The sequence below is a fragment of the Candidatus Methylacidiphilales bacterium genome (assembly GCA_033875315.1).
In the GTDB taxonomy this organism is placed as follows: Bacteria; Verrucomicrobiota; Verrucomicrobiia; order Methylacidiphilales; family CAZTYG01; genus JANRJG01.
In genome coordinates, this window is the sequence record JANRJG010000038.1 from 52,354 (window position 1) to 73,812 (window position 21,459).

The window sequence follows — 21,459 nt, forward strand, 5'->3', positions numbered from 1 at the left end:
CCCAAACGCCGGGGAGGTCAATCGATTAGACGCTGGTTCCATGCCCACCACCCTCGCCCCGGGGCTGGAGTTGCGGAAGGACCACTTTCTCGTAGCAGTCCGGACAGATGCCGTGGGAAAATCCGGAACCGGTCCGTTCGGATATGTACTGCTCGATCTGCTTCCAATAACTCGCGTCCTCGCGGATTTTTTTGCAATACATGCAGATGGGCAGCAATTCCTGCAGTTGCCGGATTTCGCTGGTGTAGTGGAGGATGCGGCCGGCCACGTGCAAGCGGGCCCAGATGGCCTCGGGATTGAGCGGTTTGCTCAGGAAATCATCCACCCCCTCGATCATGGCCCGGCGGACATTTTCCCTGCTGGCATCCTTGGCACTGAGCAGGATGAAGTACGTGTAGGGCGTCTTGGGACGCTGGCGGATCTTGGCGCAGAGTTCCAATCCGTCCATTTCCGGCATGACCCAGTCACTGACCACGACCCTCACGGGATCGGCATCAAACAGGGCCCAGGCGCTGCGCCCATCGTTGGCCACGATCACTTCGTGGCCCTCGCGCAGCAGCGCGGCTTCCAGCATCTTGCGGGAAACCGGATCGTCTTCGACTATGAGTATTTTCATGCGCTCTGCATCTCCAGGCTGATTTGGTGCAATTCCTGGTGCACCCGGCGGATCTCCGCCTCGATCCCCTCGACCAAACGGGGCATTTCGGCCAGTCGCCCGTCTTCCGCCAGTTGCTCGGCCTGTTGGGCCATCTCCACCAGGGGACGGGCACCGAAATTGCCCGCCGATCCCTTGATGCTGTGGGCGGTTCGGCGCAGGGACTCACGGTCCCCGGAAGCCAGCGCGGTGCGCAGGGTCTGCTGGCGCACATACACATCCTCCAGAAAAACCCGGATCAGCTCCAGCACCATGCTGGAGCCATCCCCCTCGCCCAGGCTGCGCAGGGAATACACCAGGTTCCGGTCCACCGCCGGACCGTCCGCCGGCGAGACGGCCCCGGACACCCGTCGATCCGCGGGCAGGCTCTCCATCGCCCGGCGCAAAGCCTGCTCCAACTGCTGCGGCTTGACCGGCTTGGCCAGATAGTCGTCCATGCCCGCTTCCAGGCAGCGCTCCCGGTCCCCCAGCATGGCATTGGCTGTGAGCGCGATGATATGGGTCCTGGGGTGGCCGGTGCTCTCCCGCAGGCGGATCTGGCGGCTGGTTTCATAACCGTCCATCTCCGGCATCTGGCAATCCATCAGGATGACCGGGTAAGGGATGCCCTGGGTGACACGCAGGACCTCGAGGCCGTTGGCCACCGCCTCCGCCTGGATGCCCAGCTGGCGCAGCTGGCCGACGGTCACCCGTTGGTTGACCGGGTTGTCCTCGGCAACCAGGATTCTCAGCCCGGAGAAGGACAGGCTCTGGACGGGTCGGGTCCCGGTGCTCCGTGCCGTGCGACGGACGTTTTGCGCCGTGGAGACGGCGGGTGAAACCGCACTGCCCACGCCACCGTATTTGAGAATGATCTGGTAGAGCAGGTTTTGTTTGATCGGCTTGGTCAGGGTCGGGTAGTCCTCCAGGCCTTCCTGGCCCTCGTGCTTCAGCGGATAGTCCACCGGCACCAGGAGGACGATTTTCGCCCCATACTCCCTCACCAACAGACGCAGCCATTCCTCCCCCCGCCCCGGGACCAGGGCGGCATCGACCAGGACCATGCGGAAGGCGTCGCCTTCGCGGTGGGCCCGCGCCAGCAGGGTGCCGGCCTCGTCGGGATCACGGGTGGACGAGGTGCGCAGCCGCCATGCCCCCAGTTGGTTCTCCAGGTTGCGGCGGACGGTGTCGTTTTCTTCCAGGATGAGGATGGGCAGCCCCTTGATCCGCTCCAAGTTGGGCAACAGGGCGGTGTTCTCCTTGAACGGCTGCCGCCGGTAGGCGGCTGTGAAGTGGAAGACCGTGCCGTTGCCCGGCTGGCTGTCGACCGCGATCTCCCCGCCCATCATCTCGACCAGGTGCTTGGAGATGGCCAGACCCAGGCCCGTGCCCCCGTATCGGCGGGAGGTCGAGACATCCCCTTGGACAAAAGGCTGGAAAAGGGTGCGCTGGACTTCCGGCTCGATCCCGATCCCGGTATCGCGGACCGTCACCATCACTTTGACCGATTCGGCACTTTCCGAAACCTTGGAGACCGTGACCTGGACCTCGCCTTTCTCGGTGAACTTGATGGCATTGGCGGTCAGGTTCATCAACACCTGGCGCAGGCGGCCGGGGTCCCCGCAGAGGAACACCGGAACATCCGGTTCGATGAATGAGGTCAATTCGAGTTTTTTGCGTGCGGCCGCATCGGCCAGCAGGTCCATCACGCCCTCGATGGTTTCACGGAGGTCAAAATCCACCGTCTCGAAGGCCAGCTTGCCGGCCTCGATCTTGGAAAAATCGAGAATGTCATTGATCAGGATCAGGAGCGACTCCCCGCAGTTTTTGATCGTGTCGACGTAATCCTTCTGGTGGTGCTCGAGCCGGGTTTCGAGGAGGAGTCCGGCCATGCCCAGGATGCCGTTCATCGGGGTGCGGATCTCATGGCTCATGCTGGCCAGGAACCCCGACTTCATGCGGTCGGCGTTCTCGGCCCGGGCCCGGGCGGCGGTTTCAGCGGCGACCAACCGTTGCCGGACGGCCAGTTCGTAGCGCACGATGACCAGACCGACCCCGACGATGAGGACGAGGGAAAAGGTGAAGATCCAAACCACGGTCTTCCCCATTTTGTTGGCCCAGGCCAGATTGCGCTGGTATTGGGCCAGTTCCTGCCCTTGGGATTGGACGAACGATTGCAGTTGTTTCTGCATGACGGCGACCTTGCCCGCCCCGGACTGTTCCTCGATCAACCGGCGGGCGGACGGGTAATCACCCTGTTCGGCCAGGGGGAGGATGCGGTCGAGGAGGGCCAGACTTTCCATGGCGTTCTTTTTGAAGCCATCCAGTTCCCCCTCGATGCTGTCCCCGTCACGGCTGAGCCCCTGGAGCGTTTGGATGTCGTCGGCCAACTGCTTGCGGAATCCGGCCGCCTCGCGCAGATATCGGAGGTCCCCCGTCGAAACGTAGGCCCATTCCATGGCCCCCAGGCGTTCCACGGCCACCCCGATCTCCCGGGCCAGGGAAATCTCCGCATGGGTGTGGTCGACCCAGTGTACGCTGTCGCGGAAGGCCCGGTTGACATACCAATGCATCCCCACCATGCCAACCAGGATGAGGGCGATCAGGCCCAGCCCGAAGATGAACCAACGCTCGAGGGGTATGGAAGAAAACCACTTCGCCATATTTCGCAATTAAGGGTATCCCAAGACGGGAGGGGGCGCACCACAATTCAACGGGCCGGCCCGGTGGCGGCCGGAGGTTGCTCCCGCCGGAAGCGGAATTCGAAGGGCCGGCGGTTTTCCTGGCGATCCAGCAATTCCTGCAGACGCTGGCGCACTTCCGCCTCGGCCCGGGCGGCCAGGCCCGAGGCCTCGATCTTCTCCCGGGCCCGGGCCCGGAAGTCCCGCATCACCCCCTGGCGGTCCTCCTCGGTCAGCTTGTTCCACCATCCGCTGCCGCCCTGCCATTGCAGGTCGCTGCCCAGTTCCACACTCAGGATCTCCGCCGCGGGCAGATCGGCCGAGACCGCGCGTGTTTCCGGGTCGATCTCGACATGGAACGGCTTCATCAGGTCGAAGCCCGCCTTGGCCCGCCAGGTGGCCGTGACCAGGACGCGCTTGGTGCTGCCCAGCCACTCATGGCTCCAATTGAAGGTCAGGGGAAAGTCCTGTTCGATCACCGCGAGTTCGGCCACCGGCGCCGACTGGCCCAGGACGAGGGTTTCCTGCACGGTGACCCGGGGCTGGAGATGGAAGACTTCCTGGATGACCGCGCCCGCGTCCCGGGCCGCGGCCATCACTTCCTCGCGCGCCTTGCGCGGGGCCTCGGCCAGGCGGTCGCCGCAGGATTTTACCACCATGCCCAGGCCAAGGGTGGCACACAGGAACACCGCCACCCCGGTCCAGTCGCGTTTCATCACCCCAAGATGCACCAAGACCCTCGCCCGGGCAAGGCGGGGGTCACTTGGGATCGCGCGGGGCGGAATCGTAGCGGGTGTAGGCCCCGTGGAAGATCAGGTCCACTTTGCCGGTGGGACCGTTGCGCTGCTTGGCCACGTGCAGGGTGGCCTTGAACGGACTGCCCGGACCGCTGTCCCCCTCTTCCTTTTCAAACTTGCGGCTCAGGAGCATGACGATGTCGGCATCCTGCTCGATCGAACCGGATTCGCGCAGGTGGTGCAAAGCGGGATCCTGGTTGCCTTCCTCGGGTTTGCGGTTGAGCTGGGCCAGCACGATGATCGGGATGTTGAGCTCGCGGGCCAGGCCCTTGATGCCGCGGGAGATCTCCGCCACTTCCACCTGGCGGTTGTCCCGGGCCTTCTCGCTCGAGGAGGTCAGCAATTGGAGGTAGTCGATGATCAGGGCCTCGATGCCGTGCATCTGCTTCATCCGCCGCGCCTTGGCCCGCAACTGGCCGATGTTGAGCATGCTCGATTCATCGATGTAAAGCGGCAGCCCGGCCACCTGCTCGGCCACCAGGCTGAGGGCGTCCAGTTCGTGGCTGCTCAACTTGCCCTCGCGGATCGATTGCAGGCTGACGTTGGCGTAGGAGGCCAGCAGGCGGACCATCAATTGCTGGGCCGACATTTCCAGCGAGAAGATCCCCACCGGGTAGCCGGGCTCGACCATGCGGTCCTTCTCGGCATCGTAGCGCGCCTTGACGAAACTTTTCGCCATGGTCAGGGCCAGGGCGGTTTTGCCGACGCCGGGACGGGCGGCGATGACGATCATTTCCTGCGGCTTGAAGCCGGTCGTCATCTGATCGAGGTCGTGGAAGCCGCTGGGCAATCCATCATAACGGCCTTTCATGTCCACGTTCCGCTGGATCATGTCGATGGCGCTGAGCACCACCTTGCGCGGTTCCATCACGGTCTGGGACACCCCGGTCTCGGTGATCTTGAAGATCTGGCTCTCGGCCTCGTCCAGCACCGCATCCACCTCGTGCTGCCGCTCCTGCGCGCTGTAAACGATCTGGGCGCAGGCCTGCTGGAGGTGGCGGAGCAGGCTCTTGGCCCGCACGGTTTCGATGTGCGTGGGCGCGGTCAGCACGGAGATGACCCCGGCCGACAATTCCCCCAGAACCGGGGCCCCACCGACGGAATCGGCCAGCTTGCGGTCCTCCAGGAATTGCAGCACGGTCGAGGGATCGACCGGTTGTCCCTTGTTGCGCATCTCCAACAGGGCGGTGTAGAGCGCCTGGTGCGCGGGATGGAAGAAATCCTCCGCCCGCAGGCGCTCGGCCGCCCGGTCGATCACGTGCTCGGGGTCGGAAAGCATGGCCCCCAGCACCGAGCGTTCGGCCTCGACACTGTGGATGGGCGGAAGCCCCTCGAGTTTGATGGAAACCTTGGCCCCGGAACGGCCCTCCAACTGCGCAATCATGGCCGGTCATGATGGGTCGGCTTCCCCCACACACAATGCCGGAAATCTCCCTCCCCCTCCCCCGATGCCCATACCCTGTGGACAACTTGCCAACAAGGCCCTTCCCCACCCCGTCCCGTGACCTGTCCGACACCATCCGCCCCGGGAACTGGGCAAAATCCACGAAAACCACCCATTGTGAACAACTCCGGGTTTTTTCCCCGCTCGACTCTCCAAAGAATGGTTTTTCTGCTTGGACTGCGGCGTGCGAATTGCTTCATTTCGCATCCCCATGCACACCGCCCGTTCCACCGTCCGCCGCCTCCCCGGCGCCCCCCACCTCGAGGTCCGCGGGTCGGCCATCCACGGCCGGGGGATTTTTGCCCGGCGGGACGTGGCCAAGGGCACACGCCTGATCGAATACGTCGGCGAACGCATCACCAAGGCGGAGTCGATCCGCCGAGCCGAGCGTCAGTACGACAGCCACCGCAGCGACCAGAACCACGGCGCGGTTTACATCTTCGAGATCACCAAGCGGCACGACATCGACGGCAACGTCTCCTGGAACCCGGCACGCTGGATCAACCATTCCTGCGAACCCAACAGCGAGGCCGTCATCGAGCGCGGCCGGGTCTGGATCGAGGCCATCCGGGACATCCGGCAGGGCGAGGAAATCTCCTACGACTACGGCTACGACTACGCACACCATCTGGAACACCCCTGCCGTTGCGGCACCGATTCCTGCCCCGGCTACATCGTGCGCCAGGGACTGCGCTGGCGCTTGCGGAAGAAACTCCAAAAACCCGCCGCCCGTTGAACCCGACCACGATCAGACAGATCCAGTTTCCGTTCTCAGCTCTCAGGTCTCAGGTTTCCGCTTTCAGCTTCCCACATTTCCATTATTCACGGACCCATCCCTCGTAATAGAGCGATAGGGCGCCTTGCGTTTGACGCGCAGTGGTTTCGACTCGTTTCTCTTACTCGCGCTCGTGCACGTTCTCTCTATCCCCGAGAGCACGAGAATGAGAAAGAGTTCGAGAACGAGTGGCGGACGAAATGCAAAATGCTCTAGTATGGCGGCCAGGTAACGACCCGTTACCTTGATGTCATGAGCACACTATTACTGTTGGTTGTCCTGTTACTCCTGTTCGGCGGCGGTGGATTTTACTTCGGCGGTCCCGCCATTGGCGGTGGTGGTCTTGGGCTGGTTTTGTTGGTCTGCCTCGTCATCTATCTGATGGGCGGATTTCGGGGTTCAAAAAGCTGACTTTTCCGCCCACCTCACGTTTCGAAAATCTCGAGGCGTATGAGATCGGGGTTGGCGGTCCAGGAACCGGTCCGCTCCGATCCGCCTTTAAACCAAACGAAGGCTTTCCGGAAGGCCGGTGAGTTCGGTGTCTGTCCCATCGGGTTTCCAAACCACCCGACCATCGTCGAGAATCCGGACGATGGTTCCCCGGGTGGTTCGCGGAGAGTCTCGACCTGGTCGCCCGGAGAAAGATCCGCCACGGCGCAGAGCGACGCAACCGCATCCACCATGGATTCCCGGTCGAGCACCCCGGCTATGTAATGGGCTACAGATGAGGAAAGCTCCCTTTTGCGAAGAGCGGGCAGATCACTGAACAGGGCGAGGCAAAGCTCGCGGCCTATGTAAGAGAACGTGTTCCCATTGAGGAACAGAAATGGGGCCCTGCGATGAAGTTGGCGGAGGAAGTCGAAGGTTTCAGCCAGGGTCAGGGTTTGGACGTGCCTGACTTCCCATTCAGATGCAAGCGCTTCTCCAGCTTCCGGGTTAAGGCCGTGCTGTGCTCCACTTCTTGCGCACGCTCGCTGGTTGATGCTGGCGACAGACTGCCAGTCCCAGTTTTGGAGAAAAGCGGCTCGGGTTTGAAACGGTGGACATTCTCCGCCGCTGACTGGGCGATGTCCTCCGCCGTCAGGTGCTTGAGCAGGTCCAGTCTCAGCTTCATCACTCATAAGATAACCCCGGGGAAGACCGGGATCAAGTTCCGATCAATCCTGTCCCCATTTTAACAGAAGTCAGCCAAGATAACAAAGTAAGGCATTCGAAGAAATTTAGATTTAAAGGGTTGAAGTGATTCGAACCCAAAGGACAAAGAACCAACTCAGGTTTCAGGTTTCAGGTTTCAGGTATCATACACTCCGCCCTCCGTCCCCGGGGCAAGTGATGAAGGGATTAAGTGATGAGGTGATGAAGTAGGGCGGTAAAACAGGACCCATTCTGACTCAGATTTCAGGTCTCAAAACTCCACCATCAACTATTCGCTATTCGCCATCATGAGAAAGCACGTGATGTGGAAAACCCGCCGTGGCGGGAAGTAATGAAGAGGGGGGGGGCGTTAAACCAAGAACCAAGGACCAGTGACAAAGGACCAAGGACAATTCCGCCACACAAAACGCGGTTCGTGACAAGACCACCGAAATTTCCGGGGTTGCCTGCACCGCGGCACGGCGGGTAAGTCTCCATTTCATTTTTCATGGACTGACCCCCGCTATACCCCCGCTATACAGCAACTAGAACGCAGGCAACCAATTCGTAGCATTGGGCTCAGCCCGAACTAGCGACGGCAGCGAGGGAGTAAACACGCGATTCACGCGGGCGATGGCCTGCATCAGGCCGTGGCCTTGTTTGGCTTGTCGACATACATGGTGTGCAGGGAAGCGGTGGTGAATGTTTTAATTCAATCCAGAAAATGGCAGCGCACGTAGCCGCAATTGTTTCACTCGAGTTCCCACTGGAATCGAAGCAGATACAATGTGTTGTGAGCGAAAATTCAATTCGTTATACAACTCTGCAGAGACAGGATACACCAAGGTTGCTGTGACATTTGTCACATCTCCACAAACAGCTGCATACGCCAACACTTGGTGAACATCGGCACGAAGGCTCTCTTTGGCATCTTCAGTAAAAGCTTTCCACCCCGCTACATCTAAATCAGCAAAATGGGCTTTGTATTTTGCGTCAATAATCTCAATTCCATCTCGCTTCTCCACTATGATATCGGGAATCAAGTGTCCGATTGCACGGTGACTTCGGTGATCCCAAGGTAATGGCACGGTAGTCTCCCTGAGACGCCCTACTCTCACCCTACCGCCCAAAAGCGAAGCCTCAGCTCGTGCGAATTTCTCCACATACCTCTCCCACAAGGTCTCCAACGGTAAAGTCCATGCGAGCCCTTCAGAGCTGCGGCCACCCCCAAGCCCTCTTTCATCTACAATCCAGCCAATGGCCCTCAGTCCTTCTCGTAAGACCTCTGAAGTCAGCGAGCCCGCACCGAAATTGCGTTCCAATTCGCCACGATAAGGCCGGCGAGAGGGCACATCGGCGACTTGATCAAGAAGGTGCATTGCCAATGTTGCCAGGATCAACGCCATCGGATCGCTGCCACCGGTTGCAGCGAGATCAAGGCGGATACGCTCAAGCGTCCATCGAATCGTCTCACGCAAGCGCGAATCCGTGCCAAGTTCGCTGAATTTACAGGGCAAATGATGCCAACGCCCAGTTGCCATCTGGTTTGCGACGTAAGCTGGCCACTGAATCTGACCACGAGGATGCGTACGGACTTCGATGCGCTCTTGGTATCCAGGTTTTAGGTCTGACAATAGATTTGTTAGACGCTGGAGAACGGGACCAGCGAGCACCCACGGCGGCACTTCTCTACCGCTTCCCGGGACGAGTGGCTGCGTGAGAAATTGCGGCCCACTTCCCCAACCCGTTGCAGCCAAAACCCGACCCACTCCAGGCCAACCAAATCGAGGAGATACAACCAATCCTCCCGCGACTTGTCCAGAAACGGGAGAGCGGAGAGGAACAGCCCCAGCTGAATGTCCAGGCTTTAGCTCAAGCCTTATTCCATTGCGACCAGCAACAACGTGAGGCTCGGCACCGATTGCAGCCAAAGCTTCGCGATTGCGTGACAAGAAACCATCCAAATGCGGCCCCCAACCAGGATCACGTCCTCCAGAGATATATGGAGTCGGGTCAACACACACTGTGGGGCCATTATCGACCGCACGCAGCAACGGCTGTGGATTTGGCGTCCTTGCGAAATGAACCCCTGAAGCTCTTGCTCTAGGTACCTTGGAACCACGCCGCGAAGCAGCATTTCTCGCTGCCATAATTAGGATCCACTGCTTGAGTCAGCAATGAGGTTACGAACGGCATGAAGCGCTCCTGAAGCCGGGCCCAGATAACCCTCACGAAGATACTCGTCAACCAGCGGCAGTAGTTCGTAACGCAGGCGGTCTCGTAGCACTACATCATCGCTTGCAATGAAATAAGAGTGCCCTGGCATCAGCGCAAGTGCATCGTCGGGGGCAAACTCGAGAAACACATCGCACAATGCCTCAAACAGTTTCAGACCCATGTCGGTGCTAGTGGACTTTACGACCTCGCGATCGGGCATCATCGTGATGAAAGCGAACCTTCTGCGAATGGCGAGGTCCATGCGTGCGACACTGCGATCCGCAGTGTTCATTGTGGCGAGGACAAACAGATTATTAGGTAGGCCGAATTCGTGCGCGCCGTCGATTTCATGGGGCAATCTTACCACCCGGGCCTCTTCCTGATGTCCGGCTTCAAAGAGATAGATTGCCTCACCGAGAACACGCCCGAGATCTGCGCGGTTGATCTCGTCGATTACAAGGAGAGCGTCGCTTTCACCTGCTTTTTTCGCAGCCTCCATTAAGTGGCCAGCGCGCGTTTGGAATCGCAATGCTGCGTTGGCAACGTCGGGAGACAAGCCGGCGACAAAATCTTCGTATGTCGTCGAGGGGTGAAATTGGGTAATGACGCCGTTGTCAGCGAAGGCCTCTTTGAGGATCTGTTTCGCGATTCGCGACTTACCAGTTCCAGGCGGGCCTTCAAGAACAACAAAACGACGGGATTTTAGCAGACGAGCAATCTCATCCTTTGACGGAGTCGCCAGCCATGCGCAGTGAAGGCTTGCAATGAACGATTGATATTCATCTTCAGCTGCCTTCAGAACCTCCCAACCTCGCTCATATGCGTAAAGATCCACGAAGGCCTGCACTACGCGCTTTGCGAGTTCGGGGTTGTCCTTTGGCACCTCCGCCAAGCAGTAGAGCTCATTGCCGTATCTATCGAAAACCGACTTCCAAGCGGGCAACATGTCACTTACGACCTTTGGAACGGGCATGCCCATTGTCGCTGGGTCCTGTCGTGCCCACGCGGTAACACCGAGGCTAACCAAGTGCTTCCGAAGACTCTCAATTCGACGGCGATGGCCGGGGCGTGTCAAAACACCTTCGTCTGGACTAAGGCCCTGCGTTCCTATCCCGAAGTCAATCAAACATCCCTCTGGGCGTGGAAACCAGACCAAACTCGTTCCTCCGTACGGACCGCTTGGTGGGTTTTCCGGATTTATAAAACCTGCATAGGCCACGTGCTCGGACTCAGCGCCATTTTTACCATACGCATTACGGATGAATGGTGGACGTTCTTGGTCAAGATGTGATGCGGAGCGTTTGTGGAAACGAGTACCGAAGAGGCCTTTCATGGCCTCGCCGATGGCTTCGCTTTTTGTGTCTGAGCCCGCAGCTATCGCGTCTGCAAGGATTTGAAGTTGGTCGCTCATTTTGATTTCATGTTGGTTAATTCACCAATGATAAACAGGGGTCACCACTTGATTTATGACATTATTAAACCATTAGTTCATTCCAAAGTTTGATTCCATTGGGTTGGAAATCTCTTCATTTTGGTTCTATCTTACTTTCCTCACTTGCCAATCCAGACAATCTTGACCTGCTTTTCGAGTGCTGCAAATTTTTTGTCGCCTGTCACAAGTCCCGCTTTTTTCTGTTTTGCCAGGGCTGCGGCAAAGGCATCGGCGAGACTCAGGCGGTTTTCAACTTTGAATGATGCGGCCGTATCGGCCAGGTCCCGTGATGTGGGAATAAACTCGATGGGCAGGGTTTCCAGCGATGCCGCTACCTGATCCCAGGCATGCTCCCCGCTTTTCCGCCTAGTGATGTATTGCACTTCGGCATAGTTCACCTCGGACATCATCACGTTGGAACCGCGGCCTCCCGCTTTTTCCAAAATGGCCTGAACGGTATCCGCTCCTGGTTCGTTACGCAGATAAGCCAAGAGGGCATAGCTATCGAAAACCTGACCAGCCATCTTACTTGTCCTCCAAACGCATTTCTTCGCGTTTGTGTTCGGCCCACTCATCAGCCAGCGACTTCTGCCCCGGTTTACCGGCGATGATACCCCTCGCCTGTCGGATGGTAGCCGCAGTAATCGGCCGGAGCAGGATGCCATCTTCCGTGGCCGTGATGCTGGCCCGGGTTCCCTCTTCGATTTCAAGCCGGCGCCGAAGGGCCGAAGGAATGACGATCTGGCCCTTGGTGGTGAACGTGACCAGATGGGCTTCGGGAACGGGCTTCATATCCGGGTAGCTTACTTGGATGGTTTGTAAGAATCCACAGAAAAGTAAGACGTTGACGGGTTGGGGGAATTGACGATACGGAGGACGGAAGGAGGATCTTGGATTCAGGAGTGGGGAGCGGAAGGCTGAAACCTGAAATCGTAGATCCGTCCACCACGGCGGATTTACAACCGTGGCGGACCTGAGACCTAATTTGTAAAGGAGGGAGGAAACGGGGAGCCCGCCTTCGCAGGTAGCTTGGTCCTTCGCACGGAAGCTTCGTCCACACAAGACGTCGCGGCCTTCGCTTCGCTTCGGGGGGAACGCCGGTTATGCCGGCTGGCTCAGGCAGGGGTCAGAGATCTGGGGAAACGGCCTGTCACAGCATCGGCCACCCAGATATCCTCGTCCAATTCCTCCCAGCGCAAAGCCTGCCCCTGCACACGGAGTTTTACCGATTCCAGAAGTTCTTGCGGGGCGTGGGCCAGGAGAGGATACCGGGCCGCGGGAAAACTGACGATCCGTTGGTCTTCCAGTTCTAGGCATACCCGGCGGCCGTCGATCCAGCATCGGACCGCTGTCACCTGAGGTTGATCTTGGGAAGAATTACCCATGGAATTTATGATAGGCCAGAAGCAGGGTTTCGCAATGTTCTTCCACGAGACGGGCGATCGCGGTCACTTCGTGGGACGGATAGCCCTGATTGGCAGCCAGAGAAACCGGCTTGAGCCAGAATTTCGCCTCCAGATCGCCCCGGGCCACATGGATGTGCGGGGGCTCGTTGGTTTCTCGGCTGTAAAAATGGAACCGATAGGGACCCACCCGGAGAACCGTTGGCATGCATCAGCCTAATCCAAAGTCGCCCCTACGTAAAAGCGGGAAGTGCATGAGGACAGACCTGACACTTGAAAATAGATACCTGATTCGTAAAGGAGTGCGGATTCGGGATTTGGGATCTTGGGGGAAACGGGGAACCCGCCTTCGTCCGGCAACTGCCGGACTTGGTCCTTCGCACGGAAGCTAGGGCCCCACAAGACGTCGCGGCCTTCGCTTCGCTTCGGGGGGAACGGTAAGCGAATAGTGGGTTTGGCAAAGAGCCAACAGCTAACGGCTAATAGCCAGAGACCATTTTCAGGCAGAGGCCAGGTCGGCTTCCAGGGGCTTCCCTTTTCTGAATTGGCTTACGCCCATGATGCTGAACCCGACGACGTGGCCCCGGTCATCCACCCGCTCCATCACGGCATCGTGGTTGGTTTCTTTCTCGTAGCCCGCAACATCGGAAAAACGGACTTCGAGGAAATCCGCCTCAGCGTCGAACCAGACTTTTAACTTTTCGGCCATAAGGTTTCTCCAGCTTTGGGTTTATCGGTCAAATACGCGGTGACGACGAATGCATCATCAGGCAGGTATTTTACAACAACGCACAGCCATTTGCCATCCACAATTGTCCGGGCGTAAAACTCGTAAAACAAGCGCACGCGGCGTCCGAGCGGGAACGGCGCACGGTCAGGGGCTCGGTCAATACCCGCGCGATCTCCGCGCCCATTTCCTTCATTTCAGGGTGTTCCAATATGTGGGCCATCCGTTCATCGGTCAGCCTGACGGGTTGACCGAAGCAATCACGGATCGTTTTCATCTTTTCCCCACCTGATGGATATGGATGCAAAGGCCGGGGCTGAGGGCGGTGAACCTAAGGCCTGCTATGGCATCCATACCTGAATGTTAGCGGGCCTCACATGGAACGGGCAAGGGATGATCTTGCCATCCACCTACTTCACCCAGCGGATTCCCCGTCTTCGTCCAGACAAGACGGCGCGGCCTTCGCTTCGGGGGGGAACGGGGAAAGGAGGGATGGTTATTTGTGCTTCTTACTTCCCGTTCATTCTCCCGGCGGGGGCATCGGCTGCGTCCGCACAGGGGTGTCCCCGGCATATCCGCCCGTCGGCCGGGCCCGGGCCATTTATGCTTGCCCGCATACGGGAAGCGTCTGTAATATCCTCCGCTCCATTCGTTCCGTAACAGGAGCTGGGTGGGCGTGATTTTCGGGGTAAAATTCTGGCTCTTGTGTTCTTTGGTGTGGCATGACATCGCAGAATACATCCTCAACCAGTTATCAAGTCCTTGATAATCAAGAGTTTGGCAGCGTAGCTCAGTGGTAGAGCAGGGGACTCATAAGCCCTTGGTCACAGGTTCAAATCCTGTCGCTGCTACCCCCCTTGGTTATGGCTTGGGTTTACATCCTCAAAGGCAACAACGGCCGCCATTACATCGGATCGACGGTCGATCTGGAGGCGCGGCTGGAACAACACCTCCGCGGCCATACCCACACCACAAAGCGATTGGGCCCGGAGTTGCAGATCCTGGCCTCGCGCGAATTTCCCACTTTGCCAGAAGCGCGAAGTTTTGAGCGATTTCTCAAAGCCAAGAAAAATCCCAGGCTAGCGCTACATCACCTGCAAAACGGCTAGAGCAGCCCCGAAAGCTTTCGGGGTTGGTCACAGGTTCAAATCCTGTCGCTGCTACCCCCCCTTGGTTATGGCTTATACCAAATTGAATTGAGTGGGCGTAAAAGTGCCTTACGGGAGGGCGAAGCTCCTGGCTCCCCCGTAAGCCTTCGGGGCTGAGCCGCCCTTGGAATAGAGACATCAAACCGGCTCGGCAGGAGCCTCGCCCTCCCGTTTATTCTGTCGTTCAGTCATTTTAACTTGGTATTAGGTTTACATACTCAAAGGCAGGAACGGCCGCCATTACATTGGCTCAACGGTTGATATGAAGGCATGGCTGGAACAACACCTCCGCGGCCATACCCACACCACAAAGCGATTGGGCCCGGAGTTGCAGATCCTGGCCTCGCGCGAATTTCCCACTTTGCCGGGAAAACAACTCTTCCCGTTCCGGATAGGCTCTAAAGCGCCCCGGCGATCGCCTCGCCCATGGCCTTGGTGCCGACTTTCTGGCAGCCCTCGGCCCAGATGTCGGCCGTGCGCACCCCGGAGGCGATGACTTTTCTCACCGCCGCCTGGATCGCCGCCGCCGCCTCGTGTTGCTTGAAGGTGTATTCCAGCATGAGGGCGATGGACAGGATCTGCGCGATGGGGTTGGCGATGCCTTTCCCGGCGATGTCGGGAGCCGTCCCGCCGCTCGGCTCGTAAAGGCCGAAGGCGCCCTCGGCCAGTGACGCACTGGGCAGCAATCCGAGCGAACCCGTGGCCGCCGCCACCTCGTCGCTCAGGATGTCGCCGAACATGTTCTCGCACAGCATGACGTCGAATTGCCGCGGGTTCTTCATCACCTGCATGGCGGCGTTGTCGACATACATGAATTCCAACTGGATGCCGGGATAGTCGGCGGCGATGCGCTTGACGGTCTTGCGCCACAGGAGGGAACTCTCCAGCACGTTGGCCTTGTCGATGAGGTGGACTTTCTTGGAACGGGTCCTGGCGGCCTCGAAGGCCACCCGGGTGGCGCGCTCGATCTCGTAGGTCTCATAAACCAGCGTATCGGTGGCTTTTTCCCCCCGCTCGGTCTTCTCGGTCTTTTTGGGCTGGCCGAAGTAGATCCCCCCGGTCAGCTCGCGCACGACCAGGATGTCGAATCCGCCGGGCATGAGTTCGTTCTTGATCGGCGAGGCCCCCACCAACTCGGGGTAGCAGATGGCCGGACGGAGGTTGGCGTAAAGGCCGAAGATCTTGCGCAAAGGCAGGAGGGCGGCGCGCTCGGGTTGTTCGTTCGGGGGCAGCGACTCCCACTTGGGCCCGCCCACCGATCCGAAGAGGATGGCCTCGTTGGCCCGGCACACCTCGACGGTCTTGTCCGGCAGCGCCCGGCCTTCCCGGTCGATGGCGATGCCCCCGACCAGGGCCTCGGTGAACCGGGGCCGGAGGGAAAACTTGGCCGATACTTTTTCAAAGACGGCCAGGGAGGCTTCCATGACTTCAGGACCAATGCCGTCGCCGCTCAAGACTGCGATATTCATAAGCAGAGATTAAACAGCCAACCCGTCCCGGGAGGCAACGGAAAAGGCGCGCCGGAGCCCCCGTCGCCGGACTTGGCGCAACTTTTTCCGGCCGGCCGGGTTGAACCCTTATGCTCGCCCCCCTGCCCGCATCGGATTGGAACGAGACCACCGCGGCCCATCTGTTGCTGCGCACCGGTTTCGGGGCCACGCAGCAGGAGATCCAGGAATGCGCCGCCGCCGGACTGGACGCCAGCGTGGACCGGCTGGTCGACTGGGAAAAAACCCCCGATCCCACCGCCGACCCGGAATGGGCCAAGCCCGACCCGACCCTGGCCGAACAACGCCGGGCCCTGCGCAACCTGCCGGAAGAGGAACGGCGGATGAAGTTCCAGGAATTCCAACGCCAACAACGGGAGCAGCTCCATGAGTTGAAGCAGTGGTGGCTCGAGCGCATGCGCAACGGCCCCCGCCCCCTCCAGGAAAAGCTCACCCTCTTCTGGCACGGCCACTTCGCCACCAGTGCGGAAAAGGTCAAGATCGCCTACTTCATGTGGCGGCAGAACGACATCTTCCGCCGGCTCGGCAACGGTCCCTTCCGCAACCTGCTGCTGGAAGTCGGCCGCGACCCGGCCATGTTGGTCTGGCTGGACGGGGCCCAGAGCCGCAAGGACGCGCCGAACGAAAACTACGGGCGCGAGCTGCTGGAACTCTTCACCCTGGGGGAAGGCCATTACACCGAGGACGACATCAAGGCCGCCGCCCGGGCCTTCACCGGGTGGACGGTCAACCGTTTCAACCAAACCGCCTCTTTCCAGAAATTCAACCACCATGACGGACGCAAAACCTTCCTGGGCGCGTCCGGAAATTTCAACGACGAGGACATCATCGACCAGATCCTGGGGCAGAACCAGTGCGCGCGCCACCTCTCCAACAGGCTGTGGTCCTTCTTTGCCTATCAAAACCCTCCCGCTGCGCTGGCCGACAGCCTCGGTGACAGCCTCTACCGGCTCAACTACGACCTGCGCCCCTTCCTGAAGGCGATGTTCCGCAGCCGCGAATTCTATTCCGCCCGCGCCATCGGGACACAAATCAAGAGCCCGGTGCAATGGCTCCTGGCCACGGCCAAGTCGGCCGAGATGGCCCGCTTCCCGGGCCGGGCCGCCATCGGCCTCCTGACCCAACTGGGCCAGAACCTGCTCGAACCCCCCAGTGTCAAGGGCTGGGACGGCGGACGCACCTGGGTCAGCACCACCACCCTCCTCCTGCGGCAGAACGCGGCCAAACTCTTCGTCTACGGCGGCGACCCCGGCGGGGTCATGTTCAACCGCGAGGACATGGCCAGGCGGCTCGAGAAACTGCAGGAACTGCGGAAGACCGAGGGCAAGGAGGGCGCCCCCATGGAAGACGACCCGATGATGGCGCGGATGGAACGGATGAAGAACCGCAACAACAAGATGCCCGCCATGATCGACCCGCGCAAACTGGCCCCCGCCGGCACCCCGGACGACAACGCCGCCCTCATCGAGTCCCTGCTCCGGCGCTTCTACCCCACCGGCGCCCCCGCCGCCGCCGGCAAGGCCTTCGCCGACTACCTCGCCCAGTCGCCCGACAAGTCCCTGGAAGAAAAAACCAAGGGCCTGGCCTATCTCATGATGGCCCGGCCGGAGTACCAACTGACATGAAAACCCGCCGCCAATTCGTCCACAGCAGCATGATGGGGCTCGCCGCCACCTGGACCCTCCCCTCCTTCCTCGACGCCACCATCCTCGGCCTCGATGCCCGGGCCGCCGACAGCGCCATCCAGACCGCCACCGGCAAGGACTCCCCCATCCTCGTTGTCCTACAAATGGGTGGCGGCAACGACGGCCTCAGCATGGTCGTGCCGTTCGCCGATGACGCCTATTACCGCTCCCGTTCCCAGATCGCCCTGGCCCGCGATTCCGTCCTGCGCCTGGACGACTACGCCGGGCTCCACCCCAACCTGGCCGGGCTCAAGGGCCTGTTCGACAACGGCGATGCCGCCCTCATCCACGGGGTGGGCTATCCCAATCCCAACCGCTCCCACTTCCGCTCGATGGAAATCTGGCACACCGCCTCGGATGCCGACAAGAACGAGCACTACGGCTGGATCGGCCGTTACTTCGACTCCGCCTGCCAGGGCCAGCCCCCGACGGCCGGCGTCAACATCGGTTCGATGCCCCCGCAGGCCTTCCTTTCCGCCAAGCCCATGGGCATCTCCATGGCCAGCCCCAACCGCTACAAGCTCATCGAGCCGGGCGACATCGCCGTGGCCGACGCCCGCGACGGCCAGATGGTCCCCATGATGGCCGACGGCGAGAACATCGCCGGGAGCCGGAGTGGTTCCTCCATCGAGAGCCTGGGTGCGGCCAACCCCGCCAACGACGGCCTGTCCAATCTGCAATACCTGGAGCGGACCGCCCTCGACGCCGAGGTTTCCTCCCAGGACATCCAACGCATTGTGAGCGCGCACAAGTCCGCCACCCCCTACCCCTCATCGCGCCTCGGGGAGGATCTCAAGCTCATCGCCCAGTTGATCGCGGGCGGCCTGCCCACCCGCATCTACTACGCCAACCTCGGGGGCTTCGACACCCACGCCAACCAGAAGCCCGCCCACGACCGCTTGATGAAGGAATTTTCCGAGGCGGTGACGGCCTTCGTGGCCGATCTCAAGGAACAGGGCAATTTCAACCGCGTCCTCATGATGACCTTCAGCGAATTCGGCCGCCGCGTCTCGCAGAACGGCTCGGGCGGCACCGACCACGGGGCCGCCGGTCCGATGTTCCTTTTCGGCGGTGCGGCCAAGGCGGGCCTGCATGGCAAACACCCCAGCCTGACCGACCTCAACAATGGCGACCTCAAACACGGCATCGATTTCCGCAATGTATACGCGACGGTGCTGGAAAAGTGGCTCAAGGTCGATTCGACCCCGGTGCTGAAACGCAAGTTCGCCACGATGGACCTGCTCAAGGCCTGACCGTTTCTCACCGCTAAAGCGCTTTGCGTTCACTGAGCAGTGGCGTTCAACTCGTTTCTCTTGCTCGCTCTCGTGCTCGTTCTCTCCCATTCATACCAAATCATCTTTAATGAGCCTGTTTCAATCGGAGGGTCGCAGGCCCTGCGACCAAGCCGCACAGCGTGCGGCCCTCCGGGGCGCTTTCGCGCCTAATCAATCGGATTTGGTATAAAAGAACAATCGCCCAAGCAACTAGAGAACGCCCTATTGCTTCCGCTGCTGGGCCTGGGTGAGTGCCGCGTCGAAGAGGTTGAATCCCGAAGCGGGCGCCGGGCGGGACGGAGCGGCGGCCGGGTGGTGCGGCCGGCCGGCGGGGCGCGGCGCCCCGGGGGCGGGACGGGCTCCCTTGGTCGCGGACAAATCCGGATTCGTTTTCATCGAGAGGGCGATGCGCGCGCGTTCGATGTCCACTTCCATCACCGTGACCTGCACTTTCTGGGCGACTTTGACAAATTCCGAGGGGTCCCGCACGAAGGTGTCCGCCAGTTGGCTGATATGGACCAGCCCATCCTGGTGCACCCCGATGTCGACAAAGGCCCCGAAGGCGGTGACGTTGGTGACAATGCCCGGCAGTTTCATCCCGGGCTTGAGATCGGAGATCTTTTCCACCCCATCGGCGAAGGAGAAGGCCTCGAACTGCCTGCGCGGGTCCCGGCCCGGACGGGCCAGTTCGGCCAGGATGTCCTTCAGCGTGGGCAGCCCGGTCTTTTCCGTGACGTATTTCTCGGGTTTGATTTTTTGCTGGAGCTCGGGGCGCCGCATCAATTCCTCCACCGAGACCCCCAGATCGGCCGCCATGGCATCCACCACGGGATAGGATTCCGGATGGACCGCGCTGGCATCCAGCGGGTGTTCGCCCTCGCGCACGCGCAGGAAGCCGGCCCCCTGCTCGAAGGCCTTCTCGCCGAGGCGCGGCACCTTGAGCAACTGCCTGCGGGAGCGGAAGGGCCCGTTTTCGTCGCGGAACTTGACGATGTTCTCGGCCAGCTGCGGCCCGATGCCGGAGACGTAGGTCAGGAGTTGTTTGCTGGCGGTGTTGACCTCCACCCCGACGCCGTTGACGCAGCTCATGACCACGCCGTCGAGGCTCTTCTTGAGTTGGATCTGGTCGACGTCGTGCTGGTATTGCCCCACCCCGATGGATTTGGGATCGAGTTTGACCAATTCCGCCAGGGGGTCCATCAACCGCCGCCCGATGGATACCGCCCCGCGCACCGTGATGTCCTTGTCGGGAAATTCCTCCCGCGCGATGTCCGAGGCGGAGTAGATCGAGGCGCCACTTTCGTTGACCAGGACGATCGGGATGGCGGCCGGCAGCTTCAAGGCGCGCACGAACGTTTCCGTCTCGCGCCCGGCCGTTCCGTTTCCGATCGCCACGGCTTCGACCTTGAAGTGCTTCACAAAGGCCAGGAGGGTGTCGCCCGCCTCTTTGCGCCGCAGGGCCGACTGGTCGGGGAAGACCACGTCGTGGTGGAGCAACTTGCCCTGGCGGTCGAGGATCACCACCTTGCACCCGGTGCGGAAGCCGGGATCGATGGCCAGCGTGACCTTCTGCCCGAGCGGCGAGGCCAGCAGCAACTCGCGGATGTTTTCCGAAAAAACACGGATGGCCTCCTCGTCGGCCCGGGCCTTGCAGTCGAGCCTGATCTCGGTCTCCATGGCCGGACCGAGCAGGCGCCTGACCCCGTCCTGGACGGCCAGACGCACCTGTTCCGCGGCCGGACCCCGGCCCCGGACAAACAGCGGCTCGACCGCCGCCAGCACGGAGGCCTCGGGGGGCTGTATCCTCATCATCAGGAAGCCCTCCTTCTCGCCCCGGCGGATGGCGAGAATCCGGTGGGAGGGGGCTTTGGCCGCGGGTTCCTGCCAGTCGAAGTAATCCTTGAACTTGGCCGCTTCCACCTCTTTGCCTGACAAAACTTTGGAGGAAAGAATGCTCTCGGCCCGGTAGACCTCGCGGGCGCGGGCACGGGCGGCCGGATCGTCGCTGGCGCGTTCGGCCAGGATGTCGCGGGCCCCGGACAGGGCGGCCTCGGCATGCTCCACCCCCTTGGCGGCATCGACGTAGGCTCCGGCGGCGGCCAGCGGGTCCGGCACATTCTGTTCCCAGAGGAGATCGGCCAGGGGCTCCAGGCCCGCTTCGCGGGCGATGGTGGCCCGGGTGCGCTTCTTCGGTTTGTAGGGCTGGTAGATGTCCTCCAAGGCCCCGAGCGTGGACGCCCCCAGCAGGGCCTTCTTCAGGTCGGCGGAGAGCAGGTTCCGCTCCTCGAGCGATTTCAGGATGGAATCGCGGCGGGCATCGAAATCCCTCAGCTTTTCCATCCGGTCGGCGATGGCGGCGATGGCCACTTCGTCGAGCGAGCCGGTGACCTCCTTGCGGTAGCGGGCGATGAAGGGGACCGTGGCCCCCTCCTTGACCAGGAGGGCGGTGGCCAGAACGCTCCGGGCGGGCAGTTTGAGTTCGCGGGTGATGGCTTCCAGATGGTGCTCGGGAAGAATTTCGACGGCGGAAGTGACCATGGAATTCCGAGAATGTACATCGACCCAAGGATGGCAAGTGAAGTTTGCCGCGGGTATTCCCC

Annotated in this window: 20 protein-coding genes and 1 tRNA gene; 6 read left to right on the forward strand and 15 right to left on the reverse strand. The window is 60.7% G+C overall.

Annotation, left to right across the window (positions count from 1 at the left end):
- Window positions 1-25: 25 nt before the first annotated feature.
- From SFU85_10765 to dnaB, 4 genes are read right to left on the reverse strand one after another with little or no spacing between them, the layout of a single operon-like run.
- Entirely contained in the window at window positions 26-616 is a 591-nt protein-coding gene (locus SFU85_10765; protein ID MDX6767259.1) for a response regulator, read from the reverse strand.
- Window positions 613-3,297, reverse strand: a complete 2,685-nt coding sequence (locus SFU85_10770; protein ID MDX6767260.1) for an ATP-binding protein — start codon at window positions 3,295-3,297, stop codon at window positions 613-615. Before SFU85_10770 ends, SFU85_10765 begins: the two co-directional genes overlap by 4 nt.
- A gap of 47 nt (window positions 3,298-3,344) precedes the next feature.
- Window positions 3,345-4,031 carry a DUF4230 domain-containing protein gene (locus tag SFU85_10775; protein ID MDX6767261.1) on the reverse strand — a complete coding sequence of 229 codons (687 nt, stop codon included), beginning with the start codon at window positions 4,029-4,031 and terminating at the stop codon, window positions 3,345-3,347.
- Window positions 4,032-4,074: 43 nt separating this feature from the next.
- Window positions 4,075-5,496: a replicative DNA helicase gene (gene dnaB / locus SFU85_10780; GenBank protein MDX6767262.1), complete on the reverse strand. Its 1,422-nt coding sequence runs from the start codon at window positions 5,494-5,496 to the stop codon at window positions 4,075-4,077.
- Between the two features lie 271 nt (window positions 5,497-5,767).
- Between dnaB and SFU85_10785 the strand changes: the two genes are divergently transcribed.
- Together SFU85_10785 and SFU85_10790 are read left to right on the forward strand one after the other, a co-directional pair.
- Window positions 5,768-6,292: an SET domain-containing protein-lysine N-methyltransferase gene (locus SFU85_10785; protein ID MDX6767263.1), complete on the forward strand. Its 525-nt coding sequence runs from the start codon at window positions 5,768-5,770 to the stop codon at window positions 6,290-6,292.
- A 291-nt stretch (window positions 6,293-6,583) separates the two neighbouring features.
- The gene (locus tag SFU85_10790; protein ID MDX6767264.1) at window positions 6,584-6,742 is read left to right on the forward strand and encodes a hypothetical protein; all 159 of its coding nucleotides are present in this window, start codon (window positions 6,584-6,586) and stop codon (window positions 6,740-6,742) included.
- 466 nt (window positions 6,743-7,208) lie between these two features.
- Here the strand turns inward: SFU85_10790 and SFU85_10795 are convergent, their stop codons facing one another.
- The 9 genes from SFU85_10795 to SFU85_10835 all read right to left on the reverse strand — a co-directional run bounded on the left by SFU85_10795 (window position 7,209) and on the right by SFU85_10835 (window position 13,521).
- Window positions 7,209-7,445: a hypothetical protein gene (locus SFU85_10795; GenBank protein ID MDX6767265.1), complete on the reverse strand. Its 237-nt coding sequence runs from the start codon at window positions 7,443-7,445 to the stop codon at window positions 7,209-7,211.
- Window positions 7,446-8,172: 727 nt separating this feature from the next.
- Window positions 8,173-9,615: a hypothetical protein gene (locus SFU85_10800; GenBank protein MDX6767266.1), complete on the reverse strand. Its 1,443-nt coding sequence runs from the start codon at window positions 9,613-9,615 to the stop codon at window positions 8,173-8,175.
- Window positions 9,616-9,617: 2 nt separating this feature from the next.
- Window positions 9,618-11,093 carry an AAA family ATPase gene (locus SFU85_10805; GenBank protein ID MDX6767267.1) on the reverse strand — a complete coding sequence of 492 codons (1,476 nt, stop codon included), beginning with the start codon at window positions 11,091-11,093 and terminating at the stop codon, window positions 9,618-9,620.
- Between the two features lie 140 nt (window positions 11,094-11,233).
- Window positions 11,234-11,638: a PIN domain-containing protein gene (locus SFU85_10810; GenBank protein MDX6767268.1), complete on the reverse strand. Its 405-nt coding sequence runs from the start codon at window positions 11,636-11,638 to the stop codon at window positions 11,234-11,236.
- A 1-nt stretch (window position 11,639) separates the two neighbouring features.
- Window positions 11,640-11,906 carry an AbrB/MazE/SpoVT family DNA-binding domain-containing protein gene (locus tag SFU85_10815; GenBank protein MDX6767269.1) on the reverse strand — a complete coding sequence of 89 codons (267 nt, stop codon included), beginning with the start codon at window positions 11,904-11,906 and terminating at the stop codon, window positions 11,640-11,642.
- Window positions 11,907-12,229: 323 nt separating this feature from the next.
- Window positions 12,230-12,469: a DUF2442 domain-containing protein gene (locus SFU85_10820; GenBank protein ID MDX6767270.1), complete on the reverse strand. Its 240-nt coding sequence runs from the start codon at window positions 12,467-12,469 to the stop codon at window positions 12,230-12,232.
- Between the two features lie 22 nt (window positions 12,470-12,491).
- Window positions 12,492-12,725: a DUF4160 domain-containing protein gene (locus SFU85_10825; GenBank protein ID MDX6767271.1), complete on the reverse strand. Its 234-nt coding sequence runs from the start codon at window positions 12,723-12,725 to the stop codon at window positions 12,492-12,494.
- Window positions 12,726-13,016: 291 nt separating this feature from the next.
- The gene (locus SFU85_10830; protein ID MDX6767272.1) at window positions 13,017-13,226 is read right to left on the reverse strand and encodes a DUF2283 domain-containing protein; all 210 of its coding nucleotides are present in this window, start codon (window positions 13,224-13,226) and stop codon (window positions 13,017-13,019) included.
- A gap of 70 nt (window positions 13,227-13,296) precedes the next feature.
- Window positions 13,297-13,521, reverse strand: coding sequence for a hypothetical protein (locus tag SFU85_10835; protein ID MDX6767273.1), 225 nt, complete (start codon window positions 13,519-13,521; stop codon window positions 13,297-13,299).
- Window positions 13,522-14,023: 502 nt separating this feature from the next.
- Here SFU85_10835 and SFU85_10840 point away from each other — a divergent pair.
- Both SFU85_10840 and SFU85_10845 read left to right on the forward strand, forming a co-directional pair.
- Window positions 14,024-14,095, forward strand: a tRNA-Met gene (locus SFU85_10840).
- A 12-nt stretch (window positions 14,096-14,107) separates the two neighbouring features.
- Window positions 14,108-14,353 carry a GIY-YIG nuclease family protein gene (locus SFU85_10845; protein MDX6767274.1) on the forward strand — a complete coding sequence of 82 codons (246 nt, stop codon included), beginning with the start codon at window positions 14,108-14,110 and terminating at the stop codon, window positions 14,351-14,353.
- Between the two features lie 437 nt (window positions 14,354-14,790).
- Here the strand turns inward: SFU85_10845 and leuB are convergent, their stop codons facing one another.
- Window positions 14,791-15,861 carry a 3-isopropylmalate dehydrogenase gene (leuB, locus tag SFU85_10850; protein ID MDX6767275.1) on the reverse strand — a complete coding sequence of 357 codons (1,071 nt, stop codon included), beginning with the start codon at window positions 15,859-15,861 and terminating at the stop codon, window positions 14,791-14,793.
- A gap of 110 nt (window positions 15,862-15,971) precedes the next feature.
- Here leuB and SFU85_10855 point away from each other — a divergent pair, with 110 nt between their 5' ends.
- Complete coding sequence (locus SFU85_10855) at window positions 15,972-17,525, forward strand: DUF1800 domain-containing protein (GenBank protein ID MDX6767276.1); 1,554 nt, start codon at window positions 15,972-15,974, stop codon at window positions 17,523-17,525.
- The gene (locus tag SFU85_10860) at window positions 17,522-18,838 is read left to right on the forward strand and encodes a DUF1501 domain-containing protein (protein ID MDX6767277.1); all 1,317 of its coding nucleotides are present in this window, start codon (window positions 17,522-17,524) and stop codon (window positions 18,836-18,838) included. Before SFU85_10855 ends, SFU85_10860 begins: the two co-directional genes overlap by 4 nt.
- A 243-nt stretch (window positions 18,839-19,081) precedes the next feature.
- On the opposite strand, the gene SFU85_10865 is transcribed toward SFU85_10860, so the two are convergent.
- Window positions 19,082-21,397 carry a Tex family protein gene (locus tag SFU85_10865; protein ID MDX6767278.1) on the reverse strand — a complete coding sequence of 772 codons (2,316 nt, stop codon included), beginning with the start codon at window positions 21,395-21,397 and terminating at the stop codon, window positions 19,082-19,084.
- Window positions 21,398-21,459: the final 62 nt, after the last annotated feature.